Origin of the sequence: Pseudomonas sp. SDI, from assembly GCF_003105155.1 — a bacterium.
Classification (GTDB): Bacteria; Pseudomonadota; Gammaproteobacteria; order Pseudomonadales; family Pseudomonadaceae; genus Aquipseudomonas.
The window spans coordinates 36,168-60,797 of the sequence record NZ_QETK01000020.1 but is presented as its reverse complement, the minus strand read 5'-3'; the positions used below and the strand labels follow the sequence as shown (position 1 = coordinate 60,797).

Below are 24,630 nucleotides of genomic sequence, written 5' to 3'. Positions count from 1 at the left end.
TTAGAGCGCATTTTCTAACGCTATCTGCTTGAATGCCTCTGGCAACGGCCAACGATTGGCCGGCTTGCGTAATACAGGAAAGTCGGGTAACCAATGGATCTGGCAAGCTCCCTGCATCGTCATCGGGCAGGGTCTGGCCGGTATGTAGAGGTCGCGAGCGAAAGCAGGCTGTCTTCACACGCAGAACACTCTGGCCCGTAATCAGGGCAACGCTCATCGTCGTTTGCATCCGGCCGCAGGACCGCAGTTCGTTATCACTGGTCACCCGAGCAGCAGTACCGGGCCTACGTCTGTGTCACGCTCACAGCACTCGCCGGTACTCGTCTCAGGACAACGGAGCGTCGTAGATGAGTAACAAGAATAACGATGACCTGCAGCGCCAAGCCTCGGAGAACACACTGGGCCTGAACCCGGTGATCGGCTTGCGCCGCAAGGATTTGCTGACTTCTGCTCGAATGGTGCTGCGTCAGGCCATCCGGCAACCGCTGCACAGTGCCAAGCATGTCGCGCATTTCGGCATGGAACTCAAGGATGTGATCTTCGGCAAATCCGGCCTACAGCCGGAGGGTGACGACCGCCGTTTCAGCGACCCGGCCTGGAGCCAGAACCCGCTGTATCGCCGCTACCTGCAAACCTACCTGGCCTGGCGCAAGGAACTGCACGACTGGATTGGGCAATCCAACCTGTCCGACCAGGACATCAGCCGCGGCCACTTCGTCATCAACCTGATGACCGAGGCCATGGCCCCGACTAACACCGCCGCCAACCCGGCAGCGGTCAAACGCTTCTTCGAAACCGGTGGCAAAAGCCTGCTCGACGGCCTGTCGAACCTGGCCAAGGACATGGTGCACAACGGCGGCATGCCCAGCCAGGTGAACATGGAGGCCTTCGAGGTTGGCAAGAACCTCGGCACCAGCGAAGGCTCGGTGGTGTTTCGCAACGACGTGCTGGAACTGATCCAGTACCGGCCGATCACCGAGCAGGTGCACGAACGCCCGCTGCTGGTGGTGCCGCCGCAGATCAACAAGTTCTATGTATTCGACCTCAGCCCGGAAAAGAGCCTGGCGCGCTTCTGCCTGCGTTCCACCGTGCAGACCTTCATCGTCAGCTGGCGCAACCCGACCAAGGCGCAGCGCGAGTGGGGCTTGTCGACCTATATCGACGCGCTCAAGGAAGCCGTCGACGTGGTACTGGCGATCACCGGCAGCAAAGACCTGAACATGCTCGGCGCCTGCTCCGGCGGCATCACCTGCACCGCGCTGGTGGGCCATTACGCAGCGCTGGGCGAAACCAAGGTCAACGCCCTGACCTTGCTGGTCAGCGTGCTCGACACCACCCTGGATACACAGGTGGCGCTGTTCGTCGACGAGCAGACCCTGGAGGCGGCCAAGCGCCATTCCTACCAGGCCGGTGTGCTCGAAGGCCGCGACATGGCCAAGGTGTTTGCCTGGATGCGCCCCAACGACCTGATCTGGAACTACTGGGTGAACAACTACCTGCTCGGCAACGAGCCGCCGGTGTTCGACATCCTGTTCTGGAACAACGACACCACGCGCCTGCCGGCCGCCTTCCATGGCGACCTGATCGAAATGTTCAAAAACAACCCACTGACCCGCAGCGATGCACTGGAAGTGTGCGGCACGCCAATCGACCTGAAGAAAGTCACCGCCGACATCTTCAGTGTGGCCGGCACCAACGACCACATCACGCCGTGGATGTCCTGCTACAAGTCGGCCCAACTGTTCGGTGGCAAGGTCGAGTTCCTGCTGTCCAACAGCGGGCATATCCAGAGCATCCTCAACCCGCCCGGCAACCCCAAGGCGCGTTACATGACCAGCACCGAAATGCCGGCGCTGGCCACCGACTGGCAGGAAAACTCGACCAAGCACACCGATTCCTGGTGGCTGTACTGGCAAACCTGGCTGGAAGAACGCTCGGGCAAACTGAAAAAAGCCCCTGCCAGCCTCGGCAACAAGGCCTACCCGGCCGGCGAAGCCGCACCGGGCACCTACGTTCACGAACGCTGACATCGGCGCCCCGTGGCCTGATCGCAGGCCACGGCGCTTCACTGACCACAGGGCACGCGCATGCCGCAACCGTACATCTTTCGAACCGTCGACCTGGATGGCCAGACCCTCCGCACCGCGGTTCGCCCCGGCAAGCCGCACCTGACGCCCTTGCTGATCTTCAATGGCATCGGCGCCAACCTGGAGCTGGTGTTCCCGTTTATCCAGGCCCTGGACCCGGACCTGGAGGTGATTGCCTTCGACGTGCCGGGCGTTGGCGGCTCGTCGACGCCGCGTCACCCATACCGCTTCCCGGGTCTGGCCAAGCTGACCGCGCGCATGCTCGACTACCTGGACTATGGCCAGGTCAACGTCATCGGCGTGTCCTGGGGGGGGGCCCTGGCCCAGCAGTTCGCCCACGATTACCCGGAGCGCTGCAAGAAACTGGTGCTGGCCGCCACCGCCGCCGGTGCGGTGATGGTGCCAGGCAAACCCAAGGTGCTCTGGCTGATGGCCAGCCCGCGCCGCTACGTCCAGCCGTCGCATGTGATCCGCATTGCCCCGGAGATCTACGGCGGTGCCTTCCGACGCAACCCGGACCTGGCCTTGTCGCACGCAGCCAAGGTGCGCTCCGGCGGCAAGATGGGCTACTACTGGCAGCTGTTCGCCGGCCTCGGCTGGACCAGCATCCACTGGTTGCACAAGATCCAGCAGCCGACCCTGGTGCTGGCCGGCGACGACGACCCGCTGATCCCGCTGATCAATATGCGCCTGCTGGCCTGGCGAATTCCCAATGCCCAGCTACACATAATCGACGATGGTCACTTGTTCCTGATTACCCGGGCCGAAGCCGTGGCGCCGATCATCATGAAATTCCTGCAGCAGGAGCGTCAACGCGCCGTCATGCATCCACGGCCCGCCCCGAGCGCCTGACCCCACCGCCCAGCACCCACCCCCCGACAGGATCGCCGGGTATGCAGGTACGCCAGCTGGGCTTGGTGTCGCTCTTGCATTGAATTGTTTGTTGATGGCTCGACGACGGAGTGTTGCCTGATGAAAGACAAACCTGCGAAGGGCGTGGCTGCAGCCCCCGCCAGCTATATCGATGTACAGAGTGCTATCACCGGCCTGCGTGGCCGCGACCTGGTTTCGACCGTGCGCAGCGTCAGCCGTCACAGCCTGCGCCACCCGTTGCACACCGCCAAGCACCTGCTGGCGTTCGGCGGCCAGCTCGGCCGGGTCCTGCTCGGCGACACCCCGCACCAGCCGAGTGAGCGCGACAACCGCTTCAGCGACCCGGCCTGGGCGCACAACCCGTTCTACCGGCGCGGCTTGCAGGCCTACCTGAGCTGGCAGAAGCAGACCCGCCGCTGGATCGACGAAAGCCAGATGAACGCCGACGACCGCGCGCGGGCACACTTCCTGTTCTCGCTGCTCAACGATGCCGTGGCGCCGAGCAATACCCTGCTCAACCCGCTGGCGCTCAAGGAGCTGTTCAACTCCGGCGGCCTGAGCCTGGTGCGCGGGCTGAATCATCTGCTCGACGATCTGCGGCACAACGAGGGCCTGCCGCGACAGGTTGACGAGAAAGCCTTCGAGGTCGGCCGCAACCTGGCCAGTACGCCGGGCGCGGTGGTGTTTCGCAACGAACTGCTGGAGCTGATCCAGTACAAGCCGATGAGCGAAAAGCAGTATGCACGGCCGTTGCTGGTGGTGCCGCCACAGATCAACAAGTTCTACATCTTCGACCTCAGCCCGCAGAACAGCATGGTTCAGTACATGCTCAAGAACGGCCTGCAGACGTTCATGATCAGTTGGCGTAACCCCGACCCGCGGCATCGCGAGTGGGGCCTGTCGAGTTACGTGGCGGCGGTGGAAGAAGCCATGAACGTGTGCCGCTCGATCACCGGCAGCCGCGACGTCAACCTGCTCGGCGCCTGCGCCGGCGGCCTGACCATGGCCGCGCTGCAGGGGCATTTGCAGGCCAAGCGCCAGCTGCGCCGGGTGCACAGCGCCACCTACCTGGTGAGCCTGCTCGACAGCCAGTTGGACAGCCCGGCCACGCTGTTTGCCGACGAGCAGACACTGGAGGCGGCCAAGCGCCGCTCCTATCAGCGCGGGGTGCTGGAGGGGCGCGAGATGTCCAAGGTGTTTGCCTGGATGCGGCCCAACGACCTGATCTGGAACTACTTCGTCAACAACTACCTGCTGGGTAAGGCGCCGCCGGCGTTCGACATCCTCTACTGGAACAACGACAACAGCCGCCTGCCGGCCGCGCTGCACGGCGACCTGCTGGACTTCTTCAAGTACAACCCGTTGGCGCATGCGGCGGGGCTAGAGGTGTGCGGCACGCCGATCGATCTGCAGAAGGTCACGGTGGACAGCTTCAGCGTGGCCGGCAGCAACGACCACATCACCCCGTGGGACGCGGTGTACCGCTCGACGCTGCTGCTGGGCGGCGACCGACGTTTCCTGCTGTCGAATGCCGGGCATGTGCAGAGCATCCTCAACCCGCCGGGCAACGCCAAGGCCCACTACATCGACAACCCCAAGCTGAGCAGCGACCCACGAGCCTGGTACTACGATGGCAAGCAGGTCGAAGGCAGCTGGTGGCCGCAGTGGTTGAGCTGGATTCAGGAGCGTTCGGGTGTGCAGCGCGACACCGACGCGACATTGGGTAGCGCCAGTTACCCGCCCATGGACCCCGCACCCGGGCAGTACGTTCTGGTGCGCTGAACAAGAAGTAACGGATGAAGACCCGCGACCGTATTCTCGAATGCGCCCTGCAGCTGTTCAACCAGCAGGGCGAGCCGAATGTCTCGACGCTCGAAATCGCCAATGAAATGGGCATCAGCCCAGGCAACCTGTACTACCACTTCCATGGCAAGGAGCCGTTGGTATTGGGCCTGTTCGAGCGCTTCGAGGACGAGCTGACACCGCTGCTCGACCCGCCGCTGGAGCTGCGTCTGGAGGCCGAGGATTACTGGCTGTTCCTGCACCTGATCGTCGAGCGCATGGCGCAGTACCGGTTTCTGTTCCAGGACCTGTCGAACCTGACCGGACGGCTGCCGAAGCTGGCGCGGGGCATGCGCAACCTGATCAATGCGCTCAAGCGCACGCTGGCATCGTTGCTGGCCAGCCTCAAGGCACAGGGCCAAGTGACCAGCGGCACCCAGGCGCTGGGACAACTGGTAGAACAGATCACCCTGACCTTGCTGTTCTCGCTGGATTATCAGCGGGTGCTGGCCAAGGATGGCGAGGTGGGGATCGTGGTGTACCAGGTGATGATGCTGGTGGCGCCGCATCTGGAGAACGGCTCGCGGCAGGCGGCGGAGCAACTGGCGTTGCGCTATCTGGAGGGCTGAAAAGCATCGCGGGACGAGTCGTCCCGCGATACGGCCCTGAAGATCAGGCCTGGCTGCTTGGGCTTGCTGCCACCGAGGTCGCTGGCGCTGCCGGTGCCGCCGAAGCGGTCGGTGCGGCGGCTGCCGCTGCTGGCTTGGCTGGGGCCTTCTTCACTGCAGGTTTTTTCGCCGCAGCAGGTTTGGCTGCCGGTTTGGCCGCTGCGGTTTTCGCTGCAGCAGGCTTGGCCGCTGGCTTGGCTGCTGCCGGTTTAGCTGCCGCTTTCGGCGCGGCCTTGGCCAGTGGCTTGGCAACGGTCTTGCTCGCTGCCGGCTTGGCCGAAACCGGCTTGACCGAAGCACCGGTCAGTTTCTCGATCTGCTTGGTCAGGGTGTCGACCTGCTGATGCAGCGCCTTGACCTCATTGCGGCTCGGCACGCCGAGACGCGAAATAGCGCTGTTCAAACGCTTGTCGAACGCCTCTTCCAGCTCGCTCCACTTGCCCAGCGCGCGGTCTTTGACATCGCCAACCCGCGACTTCGCCGACTTGGCAGAGGACTTCGCCGAATCTACCGTCTCGTCGACGGTGGACTTGGCCTGCTTCTCGGCCTTTTCGCCATCCTTGACCAGGGTGTCGAACAGCTTGGTGCCGTCGTTGCTGATCTTGGAGTATGCCCCCAGGCCTGCCAGCCAGATCTGACGCGAATATTTCTCGACCTCGCCGACCCAGGAGCTGCCTTCTTTCTCAACTTTCTTCTTGCCAGCCATCCTGCTCTCCTTATTGTTTGCGTGCGACACGTTCGAGCAACGCCGTCAGCTCTTCGAGCTTGGCAGAAAGTGCCTCCACGTCATGTTTAGACGGAATGCCGATGCGATTCAAGGCGCTGGCGACCCGAGTGTCGAAAGCCTTTTCGATTTTATCGAGTTGAACTTCGACCTTGCCCTTCACGCTGGTCAGTTCGCTCTTCACCGAATCGATCTCGCTGTTGGCGGCATCGAGTTCGGCATCGAGGCGTTTCTTGCCACGTTTTTCTACCGACTCACCAGCCTTGACCAGCTCTTTGAGGTAGTCGGCGCCTTCCTGACCGACGCGGGCGTAAGCGCCCAGGCCTGCCAGCCAGATCTTGCGGGCGTAGCCGCGCACTTCGCCAAGCGTCGTGCTGGCGACATCGTCTTTTTTCTTCAGGGTCACTTTGGCCATGCTCTGCTCCTCACACGCTGAATGGGAAGTAGGAACTGCCCTCGGATTCGGGGACTGAGCACAGGGTAGGGAGGAAAATTAGAATTCTCACCCTAGAGGGTAATTTGTGAGGTCCGCATCGCAGGTGCAGGCGCTGGCTTGCCTGCGACCGACTGCACAGCAGTCGTAAACCTGACCGCGCAGAGCATCAGGCAGATTGCAATCGCAGGTTTTGCTGCCGCTTCGTCCGCACGCGGCGCGGCCAGATCGCAGGCGAGCCGGCCCCTACAGGTACGGTGTAATCAGACCAGCGCCTTGTCCAGCGCCCGTTCGATCTCGGCCTTGATCGTGCCGCCCATCATCGACAGCATCATGCCGAGCTTCAGCTCGACACGGATCACATCCTCGCCAATCTGAATGCTGCCATTGGCGCCACTGCGCTTGATCTCGACCCGGTCGCCGTCCCAGCGCGCCTTCAGGTCATATTCACGCGCCAGCTTGTCCACCAGCGCTTCGGCTTTCTGCCGGGCAGCGTCGCGGCCCAGGCTGTGTTTACGTTCGACGCTGATCTGGGTCATTCAATCAATCCTGGCTTGAGGGGCATACTGCCTATTATGCCCATGCCCCAGCCGCGACACACCCCGCCAAGACAAATGCGGCCGTACGCCCTAGAATGGCGAGTAATTTTTTCCGGTGAAGCGATATGAACGACCAGCGCAAAGGCGACCACGCCGAACCCACCACTCACTTCGGTTACAAGAACGTCCCGGAAAGCCAGAAGGCCGAGAAAGTCGCCGAGGTTTTCCACTCCGTCGCGGCCAAGTACGACCTGATGAACGACGTGCTCTCCGGCGGCATGCACCGCCTGTGGAAACGTTTTGCCATCGAGCTGTCCGGCGTGCGTAGCGGCAACCGCGTGCTCGACATCGCCGGTGGCACGGGCGATCTGGCGGCCAAGTTCTCGCACCTGGTCGGCCCGACCGGTCAGGTCGTGCTCGCCGACATCAACGCCTCGATGCTCAAGGTCGGTCGCGACCGCCTGCTCGACCGCGGTGTGGCCGGTAACATCGAATTCGTCCAGGCCGACGCCGAAAAGCTGCCGTTCCCGGACAACCACTTCGATTGCGTGACCATCGCCTTCGGCCTGCGCAACGTTACCCACAAGGACGATGCCATCCGCTCGATGCTGCGAGTGCTCAAGCCGGGCGGGCGCCTGCTGGTGCTGGAGTTCTCCAAGCCGACCAACGCGCTGATGTCCAAGGTCTACGACGCTTACTCGTTCGCCTTCATGCCGCTGGCCGGCAAGCTGATCACCAACGACGCGGAAAGCTACCGCTACCTGGCCGAATCGATCCGCATGCACCCGGACCAGGAAACCCTCAAGGCCATGATGGTCGACGCCGGCTTCGACCGCGTCACCTACCACAACATGACCAGCGGTATCGTTGCCCTGCACCGCGGTATCAAGCCCTGATGCTGCTGGCCGGCCTTCTCGCCAGCGTCGAACACGGCCTCAACCGGGTTCTGCGCATGGACAGCACGGCGTTGCCGCGCCTGGCCGCGCTCGACGGCAAGGTGATTGCCATCGACTGCCGCCAGCCCGCGCTGCAGCTGTTCATCCTGCCCAGCGACGAAGGCCTGCTGCTGGCCAGCCAATGGGGCACGGCGGCCGACTGTACCCTGCGTGCACCGGCCGCCAGCCTCATGCAACTAGCCTTGCGCAAGGACAAGAGCGCGGTACTGCACAGCCCAGACGTCGACCTCGAAGGCGACAGCGCAGCGCTGCTCGACCTGGTCGCGGTGCTGCAGGACCTGGAGCTGGACTGGGAGTACGAACTCTCGCGCTGGCTCGGTCCGGTCGCCACCCAGCTGATCGGCGGGCACCTGAAAAGCCGCGCCCGCTGGACCCGCGAAGGCTTCGCCAGCCTCAACCGCAACCTGTCCGAATACCTCGCCGAAGAAGCCCGAACCCTGGTTGGCCAACGCGAAGCGGAAGCCCGCTTCAGCGAGCTCGACGCGCTCAAGGTCGACCTGGAACGCCTGGAGGCGCGCATCGAGCGCCTCGCCCGCACTTTTGATACCAGCGATAACGCATGAAGCTGCTTGCCGTCCGCCGTCTGTTGCGCATCCAGCGCGTCGTGATCCGCTACCGTCTCGATGACCTGCTGTTCGCCCTGCCCCTGCCCTGGTGGCTGATGAGCCTGCGTTACGCCATGCCCTGGCGCTGGCTGCCGCGCAAGCCGCTGGCGCTGAGCCGGGGCGCGCGCCTGCGGCTGGCCTTGCAGGACCTGGGGCCGATCTTCATCAAGTTCGGCCAGTTGCTGTCGACCCGCCGCGACCTGCTGCCAGCCGACATCGCCGACGAGCTGATGCTGCTGCAGGATCGCGTACCGCCGTTCGACCCGCAAAAAGCCATTGCCCTGATCGAAGCGCAACTCGGCGCCAGGATCGACGAAGTGTTCAGCCGTTTCGACGTCGAGCCGTTGGCCTCGGCCTCGGTGGCCCAGGTGCACGCGGCCAAGCTCAAGAGCGGCGAAGACGTGGTGGTCAAGGTGGTGCGTCCGGGCCTCAAGCCGATCATCGCCCAGGACCTGGCCTGGCTGTTCCTGATCGCCCGCGGCGCCGAGCGGGTGTCGGCCGACGCCCGCCTGCTGCACCCGGTCGAGGTGGTCAACGACTACGAAAAAACCATCTACGACGAACTCGACCTGCTCCGCGAAGCGGCCAACGCCAGCCAGCTCAAGCGCAACTTCGAAGGCTCGGAGATGATGTACGTGCCCCAGGTGTACTGGGACTGGTGCCGGCCGAAAGTGCTGGTGATGGAGCGCATCTACGGTATCCAGGTCACCGACCTGGCGACCCTCGCCGACCAGCGCACCGACATGAAGATGCTCGCCGAGCGCGGCGTGGAAATATTCTTCACCCAGGTGTTCCGCGACAGCTTCTTCCACGCCGACATGCACCCGGGCAACATCTTCGTCAGCACCGTCAAACCGTGGAGCCCGCAGTACATTGCGATCGACTGCGGCATCGTCGGCAGCCTGACCCCGGAAGACCAGGACTACCTGGCACGCAACCTGTTCGCCTTCTTCAAGCGCGACTACCGCCGCGTAGCCCAGTTGCACATCGATTCCGGCTGGGTGCCGGCGCACACCAAGCTCAACGAGTTCGAAGCGGCGATCCGTACCGTCTGCGAACCGATCTTCGAGAAGCCGCTCAAGGACATCTCCTTCGGCCAGGTGCTGATGCGCCTGTTCCAGACTGCCCGACGCTTCAACATGGAAGTGCAGCCACAGTTGGTGCTGTTGCAGAAAACCCTGCTGAACATCGAAGGCCTGGGCCGCCAGCTGTACCCGGACCTCGACCTGTGGAGCACCGCGCAGCCGTTCCTCGAACGCTGGATGCGCGAGCGGGTCAGCCCCAAGACCCTGCTGCAGAACCTGCACAGCCAGGTCGAACAAGTGCCGCCCTTGGCGAACATGACCCGTGATCTGCTGGAGCGCCTGTCGCAACCGCACCTGAACGATCCGCCAGCGCCATGGAAACAGGGCGATGGCTGGGCCCTGCGCCTGCTCGGCGCCGGCCTGCTCGGCGGTGGCGCAACCCTTGCCGCCGGCGCCGTCAGCCTCAGCGCCGTGGCGGCCTGGCCGGCCTGGCTGATGCTCGCGGCCGGGCTCTACCTGGTGGTGCGCCGATAGCCAGCGGCAATTGCGGCTGGCACACTAGCGCGCGGCATCGGCGCGGGACCGTGGGCATTTTTGGAGTCGAACATGAAAGACTGGCTGGACGAGATCAACTGGAACAGCGATGGCCTGGTACCGGCTATCGCCCAGGACCATAAAACCGGGCGCGTGCTGATGATGGCCTGGATGAACCGCGAGGCCCTGAGCCTGACCGCCGCCGAGCAGCGCGCCATCTACTGGTCACGTTCGCGTGGCAAACTGTGGCGCAAGGGCGAAGAATCCGGGCATGTGCAGAAACTCCACGAAATGCGCCTGGACTGCGACGCCGACGTGATCATCCTGATGGTCGAGCAACTCGGGCACATTGCCTGCCATACCGGCCGGGAAAGCTGCTTTTATCGTGTCTACGAGAACGGCGAATGGAAAACCGTCGATCCGGTACTCAAGGACCCGCATGCCATCTACAGCGCAGGACACTGACATGAGCGATACCCTGACCCGCCTGGCCGAAGTACTGGAGGCCCGTAAAGGCGCGGCCCCGGACAGTTCCTACGTTGCCAGCCTGTATCACAAGGGCCTGAACAAGATTCTGGAAAAGGTCGGCGAAGAGTCGGTCGAAACCATCATCGCCGCCAAGGACGCCGCGCACAGCGGCGATTACAGCGATGTCATCTACGAAACCGCCGATTTGTGGTTCCATAGCCTGGTCATGCTCAGTGCCCTGGGCCAGCATCCACAGGCCGTGCTCGATGAACTGGACCGTCGTTTCGGCCTCTCTGGCCACGACGAAAAGGCGGCGCGCCAGCCATCGGCGTAACTGAATTCATTCGAGGAAGTGCACCATGGGTATTTTTGACTGGAAACACTGGATTGTCCTGCTGGTCGTGGTGGTGCTGGTGTTCGGCACCAAGAAGCTGAAAAACTTCGGCAGCGACCTGGGCGAATCGATCAAGGGCTTCAAGAAAGCCATGAACGAGGAAGAAGACAAGCCTGCCGCCCCCGACGTGCAGCCTGCGCCATCGGTGCAGCCGCACGCCAGCGCGCCGCTGAACCAGCCGCAGACGTTCGAAGGCCAGGCCCACAAGGTCGAAGAGCCGGCCAGGAAAGAGTAACCACATGTTCGGGATCAGCTTCAGTGAGTTGCTGCTCGTCGGCCTGGTCGCGCTGCTCGTGCTCGGCCCCGAGCGCCTGCCGGGCGCCGCGCGTACCGCCGGGCTGTGGATCGGCCGGCTGAAGCGCAGCTTCAACGCGATCAAGCAGGAAGTGGAACGCGAAATCGGCGCCGACGACATCCGCCGCCAACTGCACAACGAGCACATCCTGTCCATGGAGCAGGAGGCGCGGCGCATCCTCAACCCGCAAGGGGTGGAACCGCAGCCTTCGACCACACCGGGTAGCGCGCCAGCCGCTGCCAGCGGCGTGCCCGAGGCCAGCGTCAGCGCCGCCCCCGCGGTGTCCCCAGCCGTCGAGCCGAGCCCCGCCGCCCCGACCTCCACCGAACCGACACAACCGCCGCGAGCCCCATGAGCGAAATCCCGGAACACGACCAGCCGATGCCGCTGGTTTCGCACCTCACCGAGTTGCGCACACGCCTGTTGCGCTGTGTCGCGGTCATCTTCCTGATCTTCGCCGGGCTGTTCTCCTTCGCGCAGCAGATCTACACCCTGGTCTCGGCGCCACTGCGCGCGCACTTGCCGGCCAACGCAACGATGATCGCCACCGACGTGGCCTCGCCGTTCCTCACGCCGTTCAAACTGACCATGATCGTCTCGCTGTTCCTGGCGATCCCGGTGATCCTGCATCAGATCTGGGGCTTTATCGCGCCGGGCCTGTACCGCCATGAAAAGCGCATCGCCGTGCCGCTGCTGGTGTCCAGCATCATCCTGTTCTATGCCGGCATGGCCTTCGCCTACTTCCTGGTGTTCCCGCTGATCTTCGGCTTCTTCGCCAGCGCCACCCCTGAAGGCGTGTCGATGATGACCGATATCGCCAGCTACCTCGATTTCGTCATGACCCTGTTCTTCGCCTTCGGCGTAGCCTTCGAGATCCCGGTGGCGGTGGTGCTGCTGGTATGGATCGGCGTGGTCGACGTGGTCTACCTGCGCAAGATCCGCCCTTACGTGATCATCGGCTGCTTCGTGGTCGGCATGATCCTGACCCCGCCGGACATCTTCTCGCAGACCCTGCTGGCGGTACCGATGTGGTTGCTGTTCGAGATCGGCGTGCTGTTTGGCGGGCTGATCCGCAAACGCAGCGAGCACCGCGAACACCCCGCGGATGAGCCAGACGACCAGCCGCCAGCGACCCAACCGTGAACCTGCTGTTACTGGAAGAGGCCGACTTCGTCGCGGCCGACCGTGTGGTGCTGGGTGACCGACGCTTTACCCACATGCAGGAGATCCACCGGGTGGCGGTGGGCGACACCCTGCGCGTGGGCCGTATCGGCGCGCTGATGGGCCAGGCCACGGTGCTGCGCCTGGAAGGCCACGAGGCCGAGCTGAGCGTCGGCTTCGACCAGCCGCCACCGGCCAAGCTGCCGTTGACCCTGGTGCTGGCCCTGCCGCGACCGAAAATGCTCCGGCGGGTGTTCCAGACCGTCGCCACCATGGGCGTGGCGAAGGTCATCCTGGTGAACAGCTACCGGGTGGAAAAGAGCTTCTGGCAAACCCCGTTCCTCGACCCGGCGGCCATTCGCGAAAACCTGATCCTGGGCCTGGAGCAGGCCCGCGACACGGTACTGCCGGACATCCTCATCGAGAAGCGCTTCAAACCCTTTGTCGAAGACCGCCTGCCGGCCATCGCCAGCGGCACCCTGGGCCTGGTCGGCCACCCCGGCAACCACCCGCCCTGCCCGCGCGGGCTCGATCAGCCGGTCACTTTGGCCATCGGCCCGGAAGGCGGCTGGATCCCCTACGAAGTCGATCTGCTCGGCAAGGCCGGGCTGGCCCCGGTACAACTCGGCGAGCGCATCCTGCGCGTGGAAACTGCCGTCACTGCGCTGCTCGCGCGCCTGTTCTAGGGCTTCAGTTTCGCCAGGCGGCGCCGATGCAGATGGCATCAAAATAAAAACCATCTGCCTCAACCGATCGCTATGGAGTGCCACCATGTACCGTTGGTTAGCCCAGCACCTGGGTAATGTGAGCGTCAACCTCAAACTCGGCATCGGTTTCAGCCTGGTCCTGCTGCTTACCCTGACCATCACCCTCACCGGGTGGCAGGGCTTGAACGGCATCACCGAGCGTGGCGATACCCTTGGCGAGATTTCCATGGTCCATGAGGCCTCGCAGGACCTGCGTATCGCCCGCCAGCTCTATGAGCGCAACCGCGACAGCGATTCGGCCGCCAAGCTTGAGCAGGCGCTGGCCATGCTTGAGCAACGCCAGCAAGCCGTGCAGCAGCGCATGGGCAAGCACGTCCCGGAGCTGCAACAGCAGGAAGAGGCGATCCGCGCTTATCAACGCATCTACGCGGACCTGAAACAGGCTGCGCAGGCCCGTGAAGGTGCTCGCGAGAACCTCGGCAACACTGCCGACCGCGCCGCTGCGCTGATCGCCAAGGTCGATGAGCAACTGGAACAGGGCGGCGACATCGGCCAGTTTGCCAGCGCCGTCGAAGTCTCGGCACTGCTGCAACAGGCGCGCTTCCAGGTGCGCGGCTACACCTACAGCGGCAAGGCGGAATTCCAGCAGACCGCGCTCGACGCCATCGACAAGGCGACCGGCCTGCTCAAGGCGTTGCCGGCCAAGGTGCCGGCCGAGCACGCTGCGGCGCTGGACGATGCGGCACAGGCGCTGGACGGCTATCGCGCGGCGGTGGTCGCCTTCGCTCAGGCCCAGCGCGCCGCCGAGCAGGCCCTGCAAGGCATGAGCGACCAGGGCAGCACCCTGCTGAAACTGAGCCAGCGCCTGACCGTTGCGCAAACCGTGGTGCGCGACGAAGAATCGGCGCATGCCAAATCCATGCTCGCCCTGGCCACCGGTCTGGCCTTGCTGGTCGGCATGATCGCCGCCTGGGCCATTACCCGGCAGATCGTCATCCCGCTGCGCCAGACCCTCAATGCCGTCGAGCGCGTCGCCAGCGGTGACCTGCGCCACGACCTCAAGAGCGAGCGCCGCGACGAACTGGGCCAACTGCAACGCGGCCTGCAACGCATGACCAACAGCCTGCGCGAGTTGATCGGCGGCATCGGCGACGGGGTCACGCAGATTGCCAGCGCCGCCGAAGAGCTGTCGGCAGTGACCGAGCAGACCAGCGCCGGGGTCAACAATCAAAAGGTCGAGACCGACCAGGTGGCCACCGCGATGAACGAGATGGCCGCGACCGTGCAGGAAGTCGCGCGCAGCGCCGAGGAAGCCTCGGAAGCCGCCGTGATGGCCGACCAGCAGGCGCGCGAAGGCGACCGGGTGGTGGGCGAGGCCATCGCCCAGATTGAGCGTCTGGCCGCCGAGGTAGAGCACTCCAGCGAGGCCATGGGCCAGCTGAAATCGGAAAGCGACAAGATCGGCAGCGTGCTCGACGTGATCAAGTCGGTGGCCCAGCAGACCAACCTGCTGGCACTCAACGCCGCCATCGAAGCGGCCCGTGCCGGCGAAGCCGGGCGCGGTTTTGCCGTGGTGGCCGATGAAGTGCGTAGCCTGGCCCAGCGCACCCAGCAGTCCACCGAGGAAATCGAGGAACTGATTGCCGGCCTGCAAAGCGGCACCCAGCAGGTGGCGAACGTCATGGACAACAGCCGCAGCCTGACCGGCAGCAGCGTCGAGCTGACGCGCCGGGCCGGCACCTCGCTGGAAACCATCACCCGCACGGTGTCGTCGATTCAGGCGATGAACCAGCAGATTGCCGCTGCGGCCGAACAGCAGAGTGCGGTGGCCGAGGAGATCAATCGCAGCGTGATGAACGTGCGCGATGTGTCCGACCAGACCAGCGCCGCCAGCGAAGAAACCGCCGCCTCCAGCGTTGAGCTGGCGCGCCTGGGCACCCACCTGCAATCGCTGGTGGGCAAATTCTCGCTGTAAGCAAACATCCCGTCTAAGCCCCTCCCCCCAGAGGCGCTGGCGTCGAAGCGTATAACCCGATTCGATGCCAGCGCGGTCTGACAGAAAGCACCAAAAGCACTCATTTTTCCCTCAAGATCCAGCGAATTTTCCTACTACAGATACAGGTCCAGCTTGGCGGTTTGCGGCCGATGGCACTCAAAGCCGCGCCTGGCTTGTGCTCGGCGCTACCGTCCTCACCTTGCAGGAGAACCGCCGTGTTCGGACCCTTAACTCGAATGCTGGGCAACATCAGTGTCCGGCTCAAACTCACCCTGGGCTTCGCTGTCGTACTGCTATTGACGCTGGCCACCGCCATCGGTGGGCGCGAGGCACTCAATCAGTCGATCGAGCGCGCGCAGAAGATTTCCGAGATTGCCGCACTCAACGACTTCGCCAAGGACCTGCGCGCCGAGCGCATCACCTACCGGGTGCTGGCCGATACGCAAAGCCATGACCTGGTCCTGCTGGCCCTGAGCAACCTCGACACGGTACTGCGCAGCATGCAAAAGCACTTTCTGCTGGCCGGTGATCTTGAGGTACTCAGCGACAACCAGGAGCGGGTGCAGCGGTACCGCCGCGAGTTCGCCGACTTGCAGGAAACCGTTGCGGTACGTCAGCAACGCCTCGACGGCCTGCACCAGCAGGAACGCCAGACCATTGCCGCCATCGAGGCGCTGGAGACCGGCATGGTCCGCAGCGACACGCTGGACAGCGAGCGCCAGGGTCGCGCCCTCGGCTTGCTGATGCAACTGGGTCGCGCGATCGAACTGGCCAGCCAGCAAGTCAAGACGCCGGCCTACACCCTGGCAAGCTTGACCGACTTCGAGCAGCAAGGCAGCAAGCCGCTGGCGGTGGCCGAGCAGGCCCTGGGGCAGCTTGGACCGTTGCTGGGCACGGTGCTGAGCAGCGAGCAACGCGGGCTGAAGATGATGTTCGACAGCTACCGCGAAACGATTGCGCAGTACCGCACCGTCGCCATCGAGGCCGAGCAGCGCCAGGCCAGCCTGGAGGCTATCGGCATCCAACTGCGCGACAGTAGCCGCGGGCTCAGCGATCACCAGATCGCCAAGCGCGACGAGGAAGCAACCCAGGCAATTACTGTGTTGTCCGCGCTGACCGTGGCCGCGATGGTGATCGGCATGCTGGCGGCCTGGCTGATTACCCAGCAGATCACCGCCCCGCTACAGGAAACCCTGCTCGCCGCACGGCGGATCACCCAGGGTGACCTGCGCAGCAGCGTGTGCCCGACACGCAAGGACGAGCTGGGCGAGCTGCAACGCAGCATGCACGAGATGACCCTGGGGCTGCGCGAGCTGATCGGCGGCATCGGCCAGGGCACCTCGCAGTTGGCCACTGCCGTGGACCAGCTGACCACGGTGGCCGAGCAGACCCAGTCGGTACTGGGCAACCAGCGCGACGAAACCGACCAGGTGGCCACGGCGATGAACCAGATGGCCGCGACCGTGCAGGAAGTGGCGCGCAATGCCGAGATGGCCTCCGAGGCGGCGACTACCGCCGACTTGCAGGCGCGCGAAGGCGACAAGGTGGTGAACGCGGCGATTTCGCAGATCGAGGAGTTGTCCGGGCAGGTCGACAGTTCGATACAGGCGATGCAGCAACTGGCGCTGGAGAGCGAGCGGATTGGCAGCATTCTCGATGTGATCAAGTCGGTGTCGGAGCAGACCAACCTGCTGGCCTTGAATGCAGCCATCGAGGCGGCGCGCGCCGGCGAGGCCGGGCGCGGTTTTGCCGTGGTGGCCGACGAGGTCCGTGGGCTGGCGCAGCGTACGCAGCAGTCGACCGAGGAGATCGAGGAACTGATCGGCAACCTGCATGGCGGAACGGCACAGGTGGTGCGCCTGCTCGATAGCAGCCGGACATTGAGCCGGGACAGTGTGGCATTGAGCTTACGCGCCGGTGAGGCGCTGGGGCAGATCACCGGGACGGTGTCGGCGATTCAGGGGATGAACCAGCAGATCGCCACGGCGAGTGAGGAGCAGAGTTCGGTGGCCGAAGAGATCAACCGCAATGTGATGAATGTACGGGATATCTCCGATCAGACGGCAACGGCGAGCAACCAGACCACCACGTCGAGTACCGAGCTGGCGCGACTGGGTGAGCACTTGCGGGGGTTGGTGGGGCGGTTCAGCCTCTAGGGCCTCATCGCGGGCCAAGCCCGCTTGCTCCCACAAGGTCACTGCTGATCCCTGTGGGAGTGGGCTTGTCCCACGAGGCGATCTTGACTAGAGCACCTGCCGCAAGAACGCCTGCGCACGCGGATCTTTCGGTGCAGTAAAGAACGCTTCCGGCGGCGCATCTTCCAGCAACTTGCCATGGTCGAAGAACAACACCCGGTCCGCCACTTCCCGGGCAAAGCCCATCTCATGGGTAACGCAGACCATGGTCATGCCCTCAAGCGCCAACGTCTTCATCACGTCGAGCACCTCGCCGACCATCTCCGGGTCGAGCGCCGAGGTCGGCTCGTCGAACAGCATCACCTTCGGCTCCATCGCCAGCGCCCGGGCAATCGCCACCCGCTGCTGCTGACCACCCGACAGGCGCGACGGGTACTCGTTGGCCTTCTGCGCAATCCCGACCTTCTCCAGCAACGCCCGCGCCTTGGCCTCACGCTCGGCCTTGCCACGCTTGCGCACCACCTTCTGCGCCAGGCACAGGTTCTCCAGCACGGTCATGTGCGGGAACAAGTTGAAGTGCTGGAATACCATGCCGACTTCACGCCGGTACGCATTCACGTCGGTCTTCGGGTCGGCCAGTTGCAGACCATCGATGGCCACCGTGCCTTCGTCGAACGACTCCAGGCCGTTCAGGCACCGCAGGAACGTCGACTTGCCCGAACCCGAAGGACCGAGCACCACCAGCACTTCGCCCTTGGCCACGTTGGTGCTGACATGGTCCACCGCCCGCACCACTTGACCACGGGTGTCGAAGACTTTTACCAGATCACGGACTTCAATCACTTTGTGCAAGCCTCCGCTCGAGCCGGCTGGCGAAATGCGACAGCGGCAGGTTGATCACCAGGTACAAGCCGGCCACGCAGAACCAGATCTCGAAGGTCGAGAACGAGGTGGTAATGGCCTCGCGACCACTCTTGGTCAGTTCGGTAATGGCAATCACCGACACCAGCGAGGTGTCCTTGACCAGGCTGATGAACTGCCCGGCCAAGGGCGGCAGCACGCGCTTGAACGCCTGCGGCAGGACCACGTGACGCATCGACTGACCGGCACTCAGGCCCAGCGACCGCGCCGCCTCGCCCTGCCCCTTGGCAATCGACTGCACACCGGCGCGAACGATCTCGGCCACATAGGCGCCGGTGAACAGCGCCAGTGCCGCGACCCCGGCAAACTCGCGCGAAAGGTTGAGCACGGTGCCGATGAAGAAGTAGAAGATGAAGATCTGCACCAGCAACGGCGTGCCACGCACCAGCTCGACATACACCGTCGACAGGTCGCGCAGGGTCGGGTTACTCGACAGCCGGCACAGCCCGGCAAACAGACCGACCACCAGGCCAAGCACACCGGACACCAGCGAAATCCAGATGGTGGTCCACAGGCCCCAGGCCAGCGGGCCCGCCGCCCAATGCCGGGTCACGCCGATCAGGTCGCCTTCGGCGACGTCGTCGCCCTTGGCCAGGCTCAGGCTGTTGCGGGCAACCTCCAGCACCTGCTGGTCGCCGTCCTCGCCACGCAAGGTGACACGGGCCATGTCGCCCTGCTCGGCAACGTTCTCGACGGTACCAAAGGCTGCCGCGCGCTGCGGCTCTTCGGCCTGGTAGGCGAAATACTGCGGTACCCGGTTCCAGTGCCACTCGTACGCCATCATCGAGGTGGCGAAATACAGGCTCACGGCCAGGCCGACCAGCACCAGGGCAGTCAGCCCGTGCCAGGGCCATTGGGCTTTCTTGTGTTTGATCACGTTGAGGGTACTTCCGTAAAAGCGAACGCGCAGGGCCAGCCTGCGCGTCGGGTTTCAAGCCTGGCGTGGTGCCTGGGCCTTATTCCATTTCCTTCAGCCAGTCGGTCTTCTTGAACCACTTGTCGTGGATTCGATCGTAGGTGCCGTCGTGCTTGATCTGGTGCAGGAAGTTGTTGATGAAGTTGATGCTGTCGTAGTCGCCCTTCTTCAGGCCAAAGGCCAGCGGCTCGAAGGTGAAGGGTTGGTCGAGGAACAGCAGCTTGCCGGCGCCGGCCTTGGTCACCGCCACAACGTTGTACGGGGCGTCGTAAACGAAGGCGTCGGCCTTGCCGTTGACCACATCCATGACCCCTTCCTGCTCGTTGTCATAGCCGTGGTACTGGGCTTTACCGATCAGTTTCTTGGCAACCAGTTCGCCGGTGGTGCCGAGCTTGGAGGTCAGGCGGTATTCGGCGCTGTTCAGGTCTTTGTAGGATTTGACCTTGTCGGCCAGCTCCTTGCGAATCAGCAGGGTTTGTCCGACGACGATGAACGGTTCGCTGAAGTTGAGCTTCAGGTTGCGTTCCTGGGTCAGGGTCATGCCGCTGCCGATCATGTCGAACTTGTTGGTCATCAACGCCGGGATGATGCCGTCGTAAGCCGTGGAGACGGTTTCGAGCTTGACGCCCATGGACTTGGCCATGGCCTTGAGGATGTCGACTTCGAAGCCGATGATCTCGCCACGCTTGTTGGTCATCTGGAACGGCATGTAGGTAGGGTCCATGCCGACCCGCAGGGTGCCGCGTTTGACTGCGTCGTCAATCGCGCCCGCCTGGGCAGTAGCTACGCCAACCATGGCAGCGACGCCAACCATCAGCATCGACAGGTACTTCTTCATCATCACCAAGTCCCCTAGCAAGAAAAGCTGCGAATTTTATTCTGGGCGCGTGAATGGTCTGTAGGACCAGCGCAGGATTCGGGGAGGGATGCTAACGCATGAACGGCGTGGCCCCTATAGTCCAAACCGACTTTGTTACGTATTCGCGGCAGAAAAAGCATCGCCGGCAAGGCCGGCTCCCACAGAGTTTTGTCTATACAACCAACCCTGTGGGAGCCGGCGTTGCCGGCGATTGCCTTACTCCGATGCAGCGATCAGGCGCTGACCAGCGCCGGCTGCCCGGCATGCTCCGGGTGCAGCGGCAGCAGCGGCGAGTGCGGGTCGTTGGCCTTGGAGGCGCGCCAGACACTCAGCCAGGCGTCGTTTTGCTGCGCCCAGACCTGGTCGTGCAGACGGCTCAGCGCCACCGGATCACTCAGCAGGGCCAGGCGGGTGTTGCCGTCCAGGCCCTGCGGCCCGACCTCCAGCGCCTTGGCGATGCGCTCGGCGCGCAGGGCCTCGATCGGTGCCGCGACGCCGTGCCGGGCAGTCGCCAGGGCACAGGCCAGGGCGTTCTGCTGCGGGTCGACCACCGCCCGGACAAAGCCGTCGTTCAGCGCATGCCAGCGGTTCTCGTGGGTGTACTGGTCGGTCGCCAGCAGCTCCTGCGGCGTAGCGTATTCCTCGGGAATCAGGAACAGGCGCTCGTCCTTGGCGCGCAGGCCGAGGTTGGTGCGGCTGGAAATCACCGACACCGGAATCGACAGCATCAGCGAGCCGACAATCGGCACCAGCCACCACAGGAAGCTCGGGTTCAACCACCACACCAGCAACGCCCAGCACACCCCCAGCAGGGTTTGCGGGCCATGCCGGCGAACCGCTTCGCTCCACGGCGTGGAGTCGTCGTCACGTTGCGGCGAGTTCCAGGTCGCGGCCCAGCCAAGGAACGCGGCGAGGACGAAACGGGTGTGGAAAATCATCCGCACCGGCGCCAACAGCATGGAGAAGAGCATCTCCAGCAACATCGACACGGTCACCTTGAAGCGCCCACCAAACGCTTTGGCGCCCTTGGCCCAGATCAGCACAATGCTCAGCAGCTTGGGCAGGAACAGCAGCACGATGGTGGTGGAGAACAGCGCGATGGCTTTTTCCGGGTGCCATTGTGGCCACAACGGGTAAAGCTGCCGCGGTTCGAGGAAGTATTGCGGCTCCATCAGCGTGTTGGTCGCCAGCAGCGCCGTCGACAGCACCAGGAAGAAGAACCACAGCGGCGCCGACAAGTACGACATGACCCCGGTAAGGAACACGGCGCGGTGCACCGGGTGCATGCCCTTGACCAGGAACAGGCGGAAGTTCATCAGGTTGCCGTGGCACCAGCGGCGGTCGCGCTTGAGCTCGTCGAGCAGGTTCGGCGGCAGCTCTTCGTAGCTGCCCGGCAGGTCGTAGGCAATCCACACGCCCCAGCCGGCACGGCGCATCAGTGCCGCTTCGACGAAGTCGTGGGAGAGAATCGCCCCGGCGAACGCACCCTTGCCCGGCAACGGCGCCAGGGCGCAGTGCTCGATGAAGGGTTTCATCCGGATGATCGCGTTGTGCCCCCAGTAGTGCGACTCACCAAGCTGCCAGAAGTGCAGGCCGGCGGTGAACAGCGGGCCGTAGACACGGGTGGCGAACTGCTGCATGCGCGCATACAGGGTGTCCATGCCCGAGGCTTTAGGCGCGGTCTGGATAATACCGGCGTCCGGGTTGGCCTCCATCAGGCGCACCAGGCTGGTCAGGCATTCGCCGCTCATCACGCTGTCGGCGTCGAGCACCACCATGTAGCGGTAGTCGCCACCCCAGCGACGGCAGAAGTCGTCGAGGTTGCCGCTCTTGCGCTTGACCCGACGGCGGCGGCGCCGATAGAAGATCCGGCCGAAGCCTTTGGCTTCACGGCAGACGTCCAGCCAGGCCTGTTGCTCGGCCACGGCGATGTCGGTGTCGTTGGTGTCGCTGAGCACGAAGAAGTCGAAGCGATCGAGATCGCCGGTGGCCGCCACCGACTCGAAGGTGGCGCGCAAACCGGCGAACACCCGGGCGACGTCTTCGTTGCAGATCGGCATGACCAGGGCGGTTCGCGCTCCGGCTTCGATCGGTTCGTTGCCGGCACTGCTGCCGGAAATCCGGTACTTGTCACGCCCGGTGAGCAGTTCGAGGAAGCCCATCAGCGCGGTCCAGAAACCGGCCGAAACCCAGCAGAAGAGGATACCGAAGAGAATCAGGATGCTGGTCTGCAGCGCATACGGCCAGACCTGCGCGGCCGTTTGCAGCAGCGGCTGGTGCATGACTTCGTCGAGGTCGACGAATGACCAGCCCTGGTACGGCAGGATGCCTTTCATGTACCAGCCGGCCACGATGGTCTGACCGATCATCAGCGCCAGCAGGATGTACCGGCGCATCGAACCGACCCAGCGCCAGCGGGCCTTGGGCAGCTCGCGTTTTTCCGGGGGCGGCGCGTTGGTGCGGCCGGTGATCCGACGCCAGGCGCGGACCAGGATGTTGGTACGCCACGGCTCCGGGATCACCCGGGTCCGGCGGATCGGCGGGGTGGCCTTCAGGCACACCCGGCCGCTGGCGTCGAGGCCGAGCATTTCGGCCTCTTCCAGTGCGGCGGCGCTGTCCAGGGTCAACCGGCTGCCCACCGAACCCTGGGCGGATTCGGTGTCGGCAGCCAGCGGCTGGGCAGACAGACGCTGGTGCAACTCGCTGAACGAGGAGCAGTTGGCGAGGTCCGCACGCTGCTCGTCGCTCAGGGGTAGATGGGCCAGGTATTCGCCAAGCGATTCTGGCCGTTCTGAAGAGTTACTCATCGGCAGGCAACTGGTAGCTCCAGGTCTCGGTCAATACCTGTTCGGTCTTGGCCGGTTCCCCGGTGGTGGAGGCCGCTTCGGCGGCGGGTTGCTCGGCAGGTTTTTCCTGCTTGGCGTGCTTGGCGGCTGCTTTGGCCGGTTTCTCGGCTTTTTCCTGCTTGGCCGGCTCGACCGGTACATCGCGGACCAGCGCAGCGCGCATTTCTACCGCTTTGCTCGGGTCCTTGACCTTCAACCGCAGGGTCAGGCGCCAGCCTTTGGTTTCCGGGTTGTAGCGCAGGTTGTTCTCAACCAGCTCGCCGTTGTCGCCCATGCTGACCTGGGTGCGGATCGCGGTATCTTCCGGCAGGGCCTTGAGCACCGGGCCCTCGAAGTCGATCAGGAAGGCCACGCTGCCGTCCGGTTGACGGATCAGGTTGGACTGCTTGACGTCGCCAGTGGAGCGCAGGGTCTGCTTGACCCAGCCCAGGTTCGGCGAATGCAACGCGGATTCGTCGATGGTCCAGTGCAGACGATAGGCGTACTCGAACGGGGTTCCTGGCTCAGGCAGTTTTTCCGGGCTCCAGAAGGCAACGATGTTGTCGTTGGTTTCGTCAGCAGTAGGAATCTCGACCAGGTCGACGGTGCCTTTGCCCCAGTCGCCTTTCGGCTCGATCCAGGCGCTTGGACGCTTCTGGTAGTTGTCGTCGAGGTCTTCGAACTGGCTGAAGTCGCGGTTACGCTGCAGCAGGCCGAAACCACGCGGGTTCTCCACGCTGAAGTTACTCACGGCCAGGTGTTTCGGGTTGTTCAGCGGGCGCCACAGCCACTCGCCGTTGCCGGCATGAATCGACAGGCCTTCGGAGTCGTGCAGGGCCGGACGGTAGTTGAGCACCTTGGACGGCTGGTTGCCGCCGAACAGGAACATGCTGGTCAGCGGGGCAATGCCCAGGCGGCTGACGTGGTCACGCAGGAATACCTTGGACTGCACGTCGACAATGGTGTCGCTGCCCGGACGCAGGGTCAGGCGGTAGGCGCCGGTGGAACGCGGCGAGTCGAGCAGCGCGTAGATCACCAGGTGCTTGTCGGTCGGTTTCGGGCGCTCGACCCAGAACTCGGTGAAACGCGGGAATTCTTCGCCGGACGGCAGCGCGGTGTCGATGGCCAGGCCACGGGCAGACAGACCGTAGACATGCCCCTTGCCGACGACGCGGAAGTAGCTCGCGCCGAGCAGGGTCATGATCTCGTCCTGCTTGTCGGCCTTGTTGATCGGGTACAGCACACGGAAGCCGGCGTAGCCGAGCTTCTCGGTGGCTTTAGGATCGAACTGGACATCGCCGAAGTCGAAGCGGCTTGGGTCGTACTTGATCTCGTCGACCGAAGTAGCGGTGACTTCGTTGATTTTCACCGGGGTGTCGAAGTGCATGCCCTGGTGGTAGAAGGACAGCTTGAACGGCGTCTTGTCCTTGGCCCACTCGGCTTTGTCTTCGCGGAAGCGGATCTTCTGGTAGTCGGCGAACTTCATGTCGCGGAACACCGCCGGAAGGTTGCTCTTCGGTGCTTCGTACTTCTGCCCGGCCAGATCCTTTGCCTTGGCGGCTACATCGTCAAGGTTGAACGCCCAGAGCTGGCCGGCGCTGAGCAGGCAGACCAGTGCCGAACCTGCCAACAGGGCCTTGCGCAGCCGATTGCCGGGCATTCTTGGTGCATTACAGGGACTTACAATCACGAGCAACCCTCGCCGAAAAACAGATCAAAGAACCAAC

23 protein-coding genes and 1 pseudogene are annotated in these 24,630 nt (G+C 63.8%); 16 read left to right on the top strand and 8 right to left on the bottom strand.

What is annotated here, in order from left to right:
- Positions 1-347: 347 nt before the first annotated feature.
- The 4 genes from phaC (DCO48_RS14710) to DCO48_RS14695 all read left to right on the top strand — a co-directional run bounded on the left by phaC (DCO48_RS14710) (position 348) and on the right by DCO48_RS14695 (position 5,371).
- Entirely contained in the window at positions 348-2,027 is a 1,680-nt protein-coding gene (phaC, locus tag DCO48_RS14710) for a class II poly(R)-hydroxyalkanoic acid synthase (protein ID WP_116551341.1), read from the top strand.
- A gap of 60 nt (positions 2,028-2,087) precedes the next feature.
- Positions 2,088-2,939, top strand: coding sequence for a poly(3-hydroxyalkanoate) depolymerase (gene phaZ / locus DCO48_RS14705; RefSeq protein ID WP_116551340.1), 852 nt, complete (start codon positions 2,088-2,090; stop codon positions 2,937-2,939).
- A 120-nt stretch (positions 2,940-3,059) separates the two neighbouring features.
- Positions 3,060-4,742, top strand: a complete 1,683-nt coding sequence (phaC, locus tag DCO48_RS14700) for a class II poly(R)-hydroxyalkanoic acid synthase (RefSeq protein ID WP_116551339.1) — start codon at positions 3,060-3,062, stop codon at positions 4,740-4,742.
- Positions 4,743-4,756: 14 nt separating this feature from the next.
- Positions 4,757-5,371 carry a TetR/AcrR family transcriptional regulator gene (locus DCO48_RS14695; protein ID WP_116551338.1) on the top strand — a complete coding sequence of 205 codons (615 nt, stop codon included), beginning with the start codon at positions 4,757-4,759 and terminating at the stop codon, positions 5,369-5,371.
- Positions 5,372-5,414: 43 nt separating this feature from the next.
- On the opposite strand, the gene DCO48_RS14690 is transcribed toward DCO48_RS14695, so the two are convergent.
- The 3 genes from DCO48_RS14690 to DCO48_RS14680 all read right to left on the bottom strand — a co-directional run bounded on the left by DCO48_RS14690 (position 5,415) and on the right by DCO48_RS14680 (position 7,106).
- Positions 5,415-6,116, bottom strand: coding sequence for a phasin family protein (locus DCO48_RS14690; RefSeq protein ID WP_116551337.1), 702 nt, complete (start codon positions 6,114-6,116; stop codon positions 5,415-5,417).
- Between the two features lie 10 nt (positions 6,117-6,126).
- The gene (locus DCO48_RS14685) at positions 6,127-6,549 is read right to left on the bottom strand and encodes a phasin family protein (protein ID WP_116551336.1); all 423 of its coding nucleotides are present in this window, start codon (positions 6,547-6,549) and stop codon (positions 6,127-6,129) included.
- Positions 6,550-6,830: 281 nt separating this feature from the next.
- Complete coding sequence (locus DCO48_RS14680; RefSeq protein ID WP_116551335.1) at positions 6,831-7,106, bottom strand: polyhydroxyalkanoic acid system family protein; 276 nt, start codon at positions 7,104-7,106, stop codon at positions 6,831-6,833.
- A 125-nt stretch (positions 7,107-7,231) separates the two neighbouring features.
- Here DCO48_RS14680 and ubiE point away from each other — a divergent pair, with 125 nt between their 5' ends.
- The 12 genes and pseudogenes from ubiE (at position 7,232) to DCO48_RS14625 (ending at position 17,403) form a co-directional block, all read left to right on the top strand.
- The gene (gene ubiE / locus DCO48_RS14675; RefSeq protein ID WP_116551334.1) at positions 7,232-8,002 is read left to right on the top strand and encodes a bifunctional demethylmenaquinone methyltransferase/2-methoxy-6-polyprenyl-1,4-benzoquinol methylase UbiE; all 771 of its coding nucleotides are present in this window, start codon (positions 7,232-7,234) and stop codon (positions 8,000-8,002) included.
- Positions 8,002-8,625: an SCP2 domain-containing protein gene (locus DCO48_RS14670; RefSeq protein ID WP_116551333.1), complete on the top strand. Its 624-nt coding sequence runs from the start codon at positions 8,002-8,004 to the stop codon at positions 8,623-8,625. The genes ubiE and DCO48_RS14670 overlap by 1 nt, the downstream gene beginning before the upstream one ends.
- Complete coding sequence (ubiB, locus tag DCO48_RS14665) at positions 8,622-10,226, top strand: ubiquinone biosynthesis regulatory protein kinase UbiB (RefSeq protein ID WP_116551332.1); 1,605 nt, start codon at positions 8,622-8,624, stop codon at positions 10,224-10,226. Before DCO48_RS14670 ends, ubiB begins: the two co-directional genes overlap by 4 nt.
- A gap of 72 nt (positions 10,227-10,298) precedes the next feature.
- Positions 10,299-10,691 (top strand): phosphoribosyl-AMP cyclohydrolase, encoded by a 393-nt coding sequence (gene hisI / locus DCO48_RS14660; RefSeq protein ID WP_116551331.1) that lies wholly within the window; start codon positions 10,299-10,301, stop codon positions 10,689-10,691.
- A gap of 1 nt (position 10,692) precedes the next feature.
- Positions 10,693-11,028, top strand: a complete 336-nt coding sequence (locus DCO48_RS14655; RefSeq protein ID WP_116551330.1) for a phosphoribosyl-ATP diphosphatase — start codon at positions 10,693-10,695, stop codon at positions 11,026-11,028.
- 25 nt (positions 11,029-11,053) lie between these two features.
- On the top strand, positions 11,054-11,323 hold the full coding sequence (locus tag DCO48_RS14650) for a twin-arginine translocase TatA/TatE family subunit (protein WP_116551329.1): 270 nt from the start codon (positions 11,054-11,056) through the stop codon (positions 11,321-11,323).
- A gap of 4 nt (positions 11,324-11,327) precedes the next feature.
- Positions 11,328-11,738, top strand: coding sequence for a Sec-independent protein translocase protein TatB (gene tatB, locus DCO48_RS14645; RefSeq protein WP_116551328.1), 411 nt, complete (start codon positions 11,328-11,330; stop codon positions 11,736-11,738).
- Positions 11,735-12,526: a twin-arginine translocase subunit TatC gene (tatC, locus tag DCO48_RS14640; RefSeq protein ID WP_116551327.1), complete on the top strand. Its 792-nt coding sequence runs from the start codon at positions 11,735-11,737 to the stop codon at positions 12,524-12,526. The genes tatB and tatC overlap by 4 nt, the downstream gene beginning before the upstream one ends.
- Positions 12,523-13,230, top strand: coding sequence for a 16S rRNA (uracil(1498)-N(3))-methyltransferase (locus tag DCO48_RS14635; RefSeq protein ID WP_116551326.1), 708 nt, complete (start codon positions 12,523-12,525; stop codon positions 13,228-13,230). Before tatC ends, DCO48_RS14635 begins: the two co-directional genes overlap by 4 nt.
- Before the next feature lie 85 nt (positions 13,231-13,315).
- Positions 13,316-14,371 (top strand): annotated as a pseudogene (locus DCO48_RS23280) (methyl-accepting chemotaxis protein); the annotation flags it as partial.
- Complete coding sequence (locus DCO48_RS23275; protein WP_371919513.1) at positions 14,363-15,226, top strand: methyl-accepting chemotaxis protein; 864 nt, start codon at positions 14,363-14,365, stop codon at positions 15,224-15,226. The pseudogene DCO48_RS23280 and the gene DCO48_RS23275, both read left to right, overlap by 9 nt.
- Positions 15,227-15,462: 236 nt before the next feature.
- On the top strand, positions 15,463-17,403 hold the full coding sequence (locus DCO48_RS14625) for a methyl-accepting chemotaxis protein (RefSeq protein WP_116551324.1): 1,941 nt from the start codon (positions 15,463-15,465) through the stop codon (positions 17,401-17,403).
- 87 nt (positions 17,404-17,490) lie between these two features.
- Here DCO48_RS14625 and DCO48_RS14620 read toward each other — a convergent pair whose 3' ends face one another.
- The 5 genes from DCO48_RS14620 to DCO48_RS14600 all read right to left on the bottom strand — a co-directional run bounded on the left by DCO48_RS14620 (position 17,491) and on the right by DCO48_RS14600 (position 24,593).
- Positions 17,491-18,225: an amino acid ABC transporter ATP-binding protein gene (locus DCO48_RS14620; protein ID WP_116551378.1), complete on the bottom strand. Its 735-nt coding sequence runs from the start codon at positions 18,223-18,225 to the stop codon at positions 17,491-17,493.
- Positions 18,218-19,180, bottom strand: coding sequence for an amino acid ABC transporter permease (locus DCO48_RS14615; protein ID WP_116551323.1), 963 nt, complete (start codon positions 19,178-19,180; stop codon positions 18,218-18,220). The genes DCO48_RS14620 and DCO48_RS14615 overlap by 8 nt, the downstream gene beginning before the upstream one ends.
- A 79-nt stretch (positions 19,181-19,259) precedes the next feature.
- Positions 19,260-20,057 carry a transporter substrate-binding domain-containing protein gene (locus tag DCO48_RS14610; RefSeq protein ID WP_116551377.1) on the bottom strand — a complete coding sequence of 266 codons (798 nt, stop codon included), beginning with the start codon at positions 20,055-20,057 and terminating at the stop codon, positions 19,260-19,262.
- Positions 20,058-20,311: 254 nt separating this feature from the next.
- Positions 20,312-22,885, bottom strand: coding sequence for a glucans biosynthesis glucosyltransferase MdoH (gene mdoH, locus DCO48_RS14605; RefSeq protein WP_116551322.1), 2,574 nt, complete (start codon positions 22,883-22,885; stop codon positions 20,312-20,314).
- Complete coding sequence (locus DCO48_RS14600; RefSeq protein ID WP_116551376.1) at positions 22,878-24,593, bottom strand: glucan biosynthesis protein G; 1,716 nt, start codon at positions 24,591-24,593, stop codon at positions 22,878-22,880. The genes mdoH and DCO48_RS14600 overlap by 8 nt, the downstream gene beginning before the upstream one ends.
- Positions 24,594-24,630 lie beyond the last annotated feature (37 nt).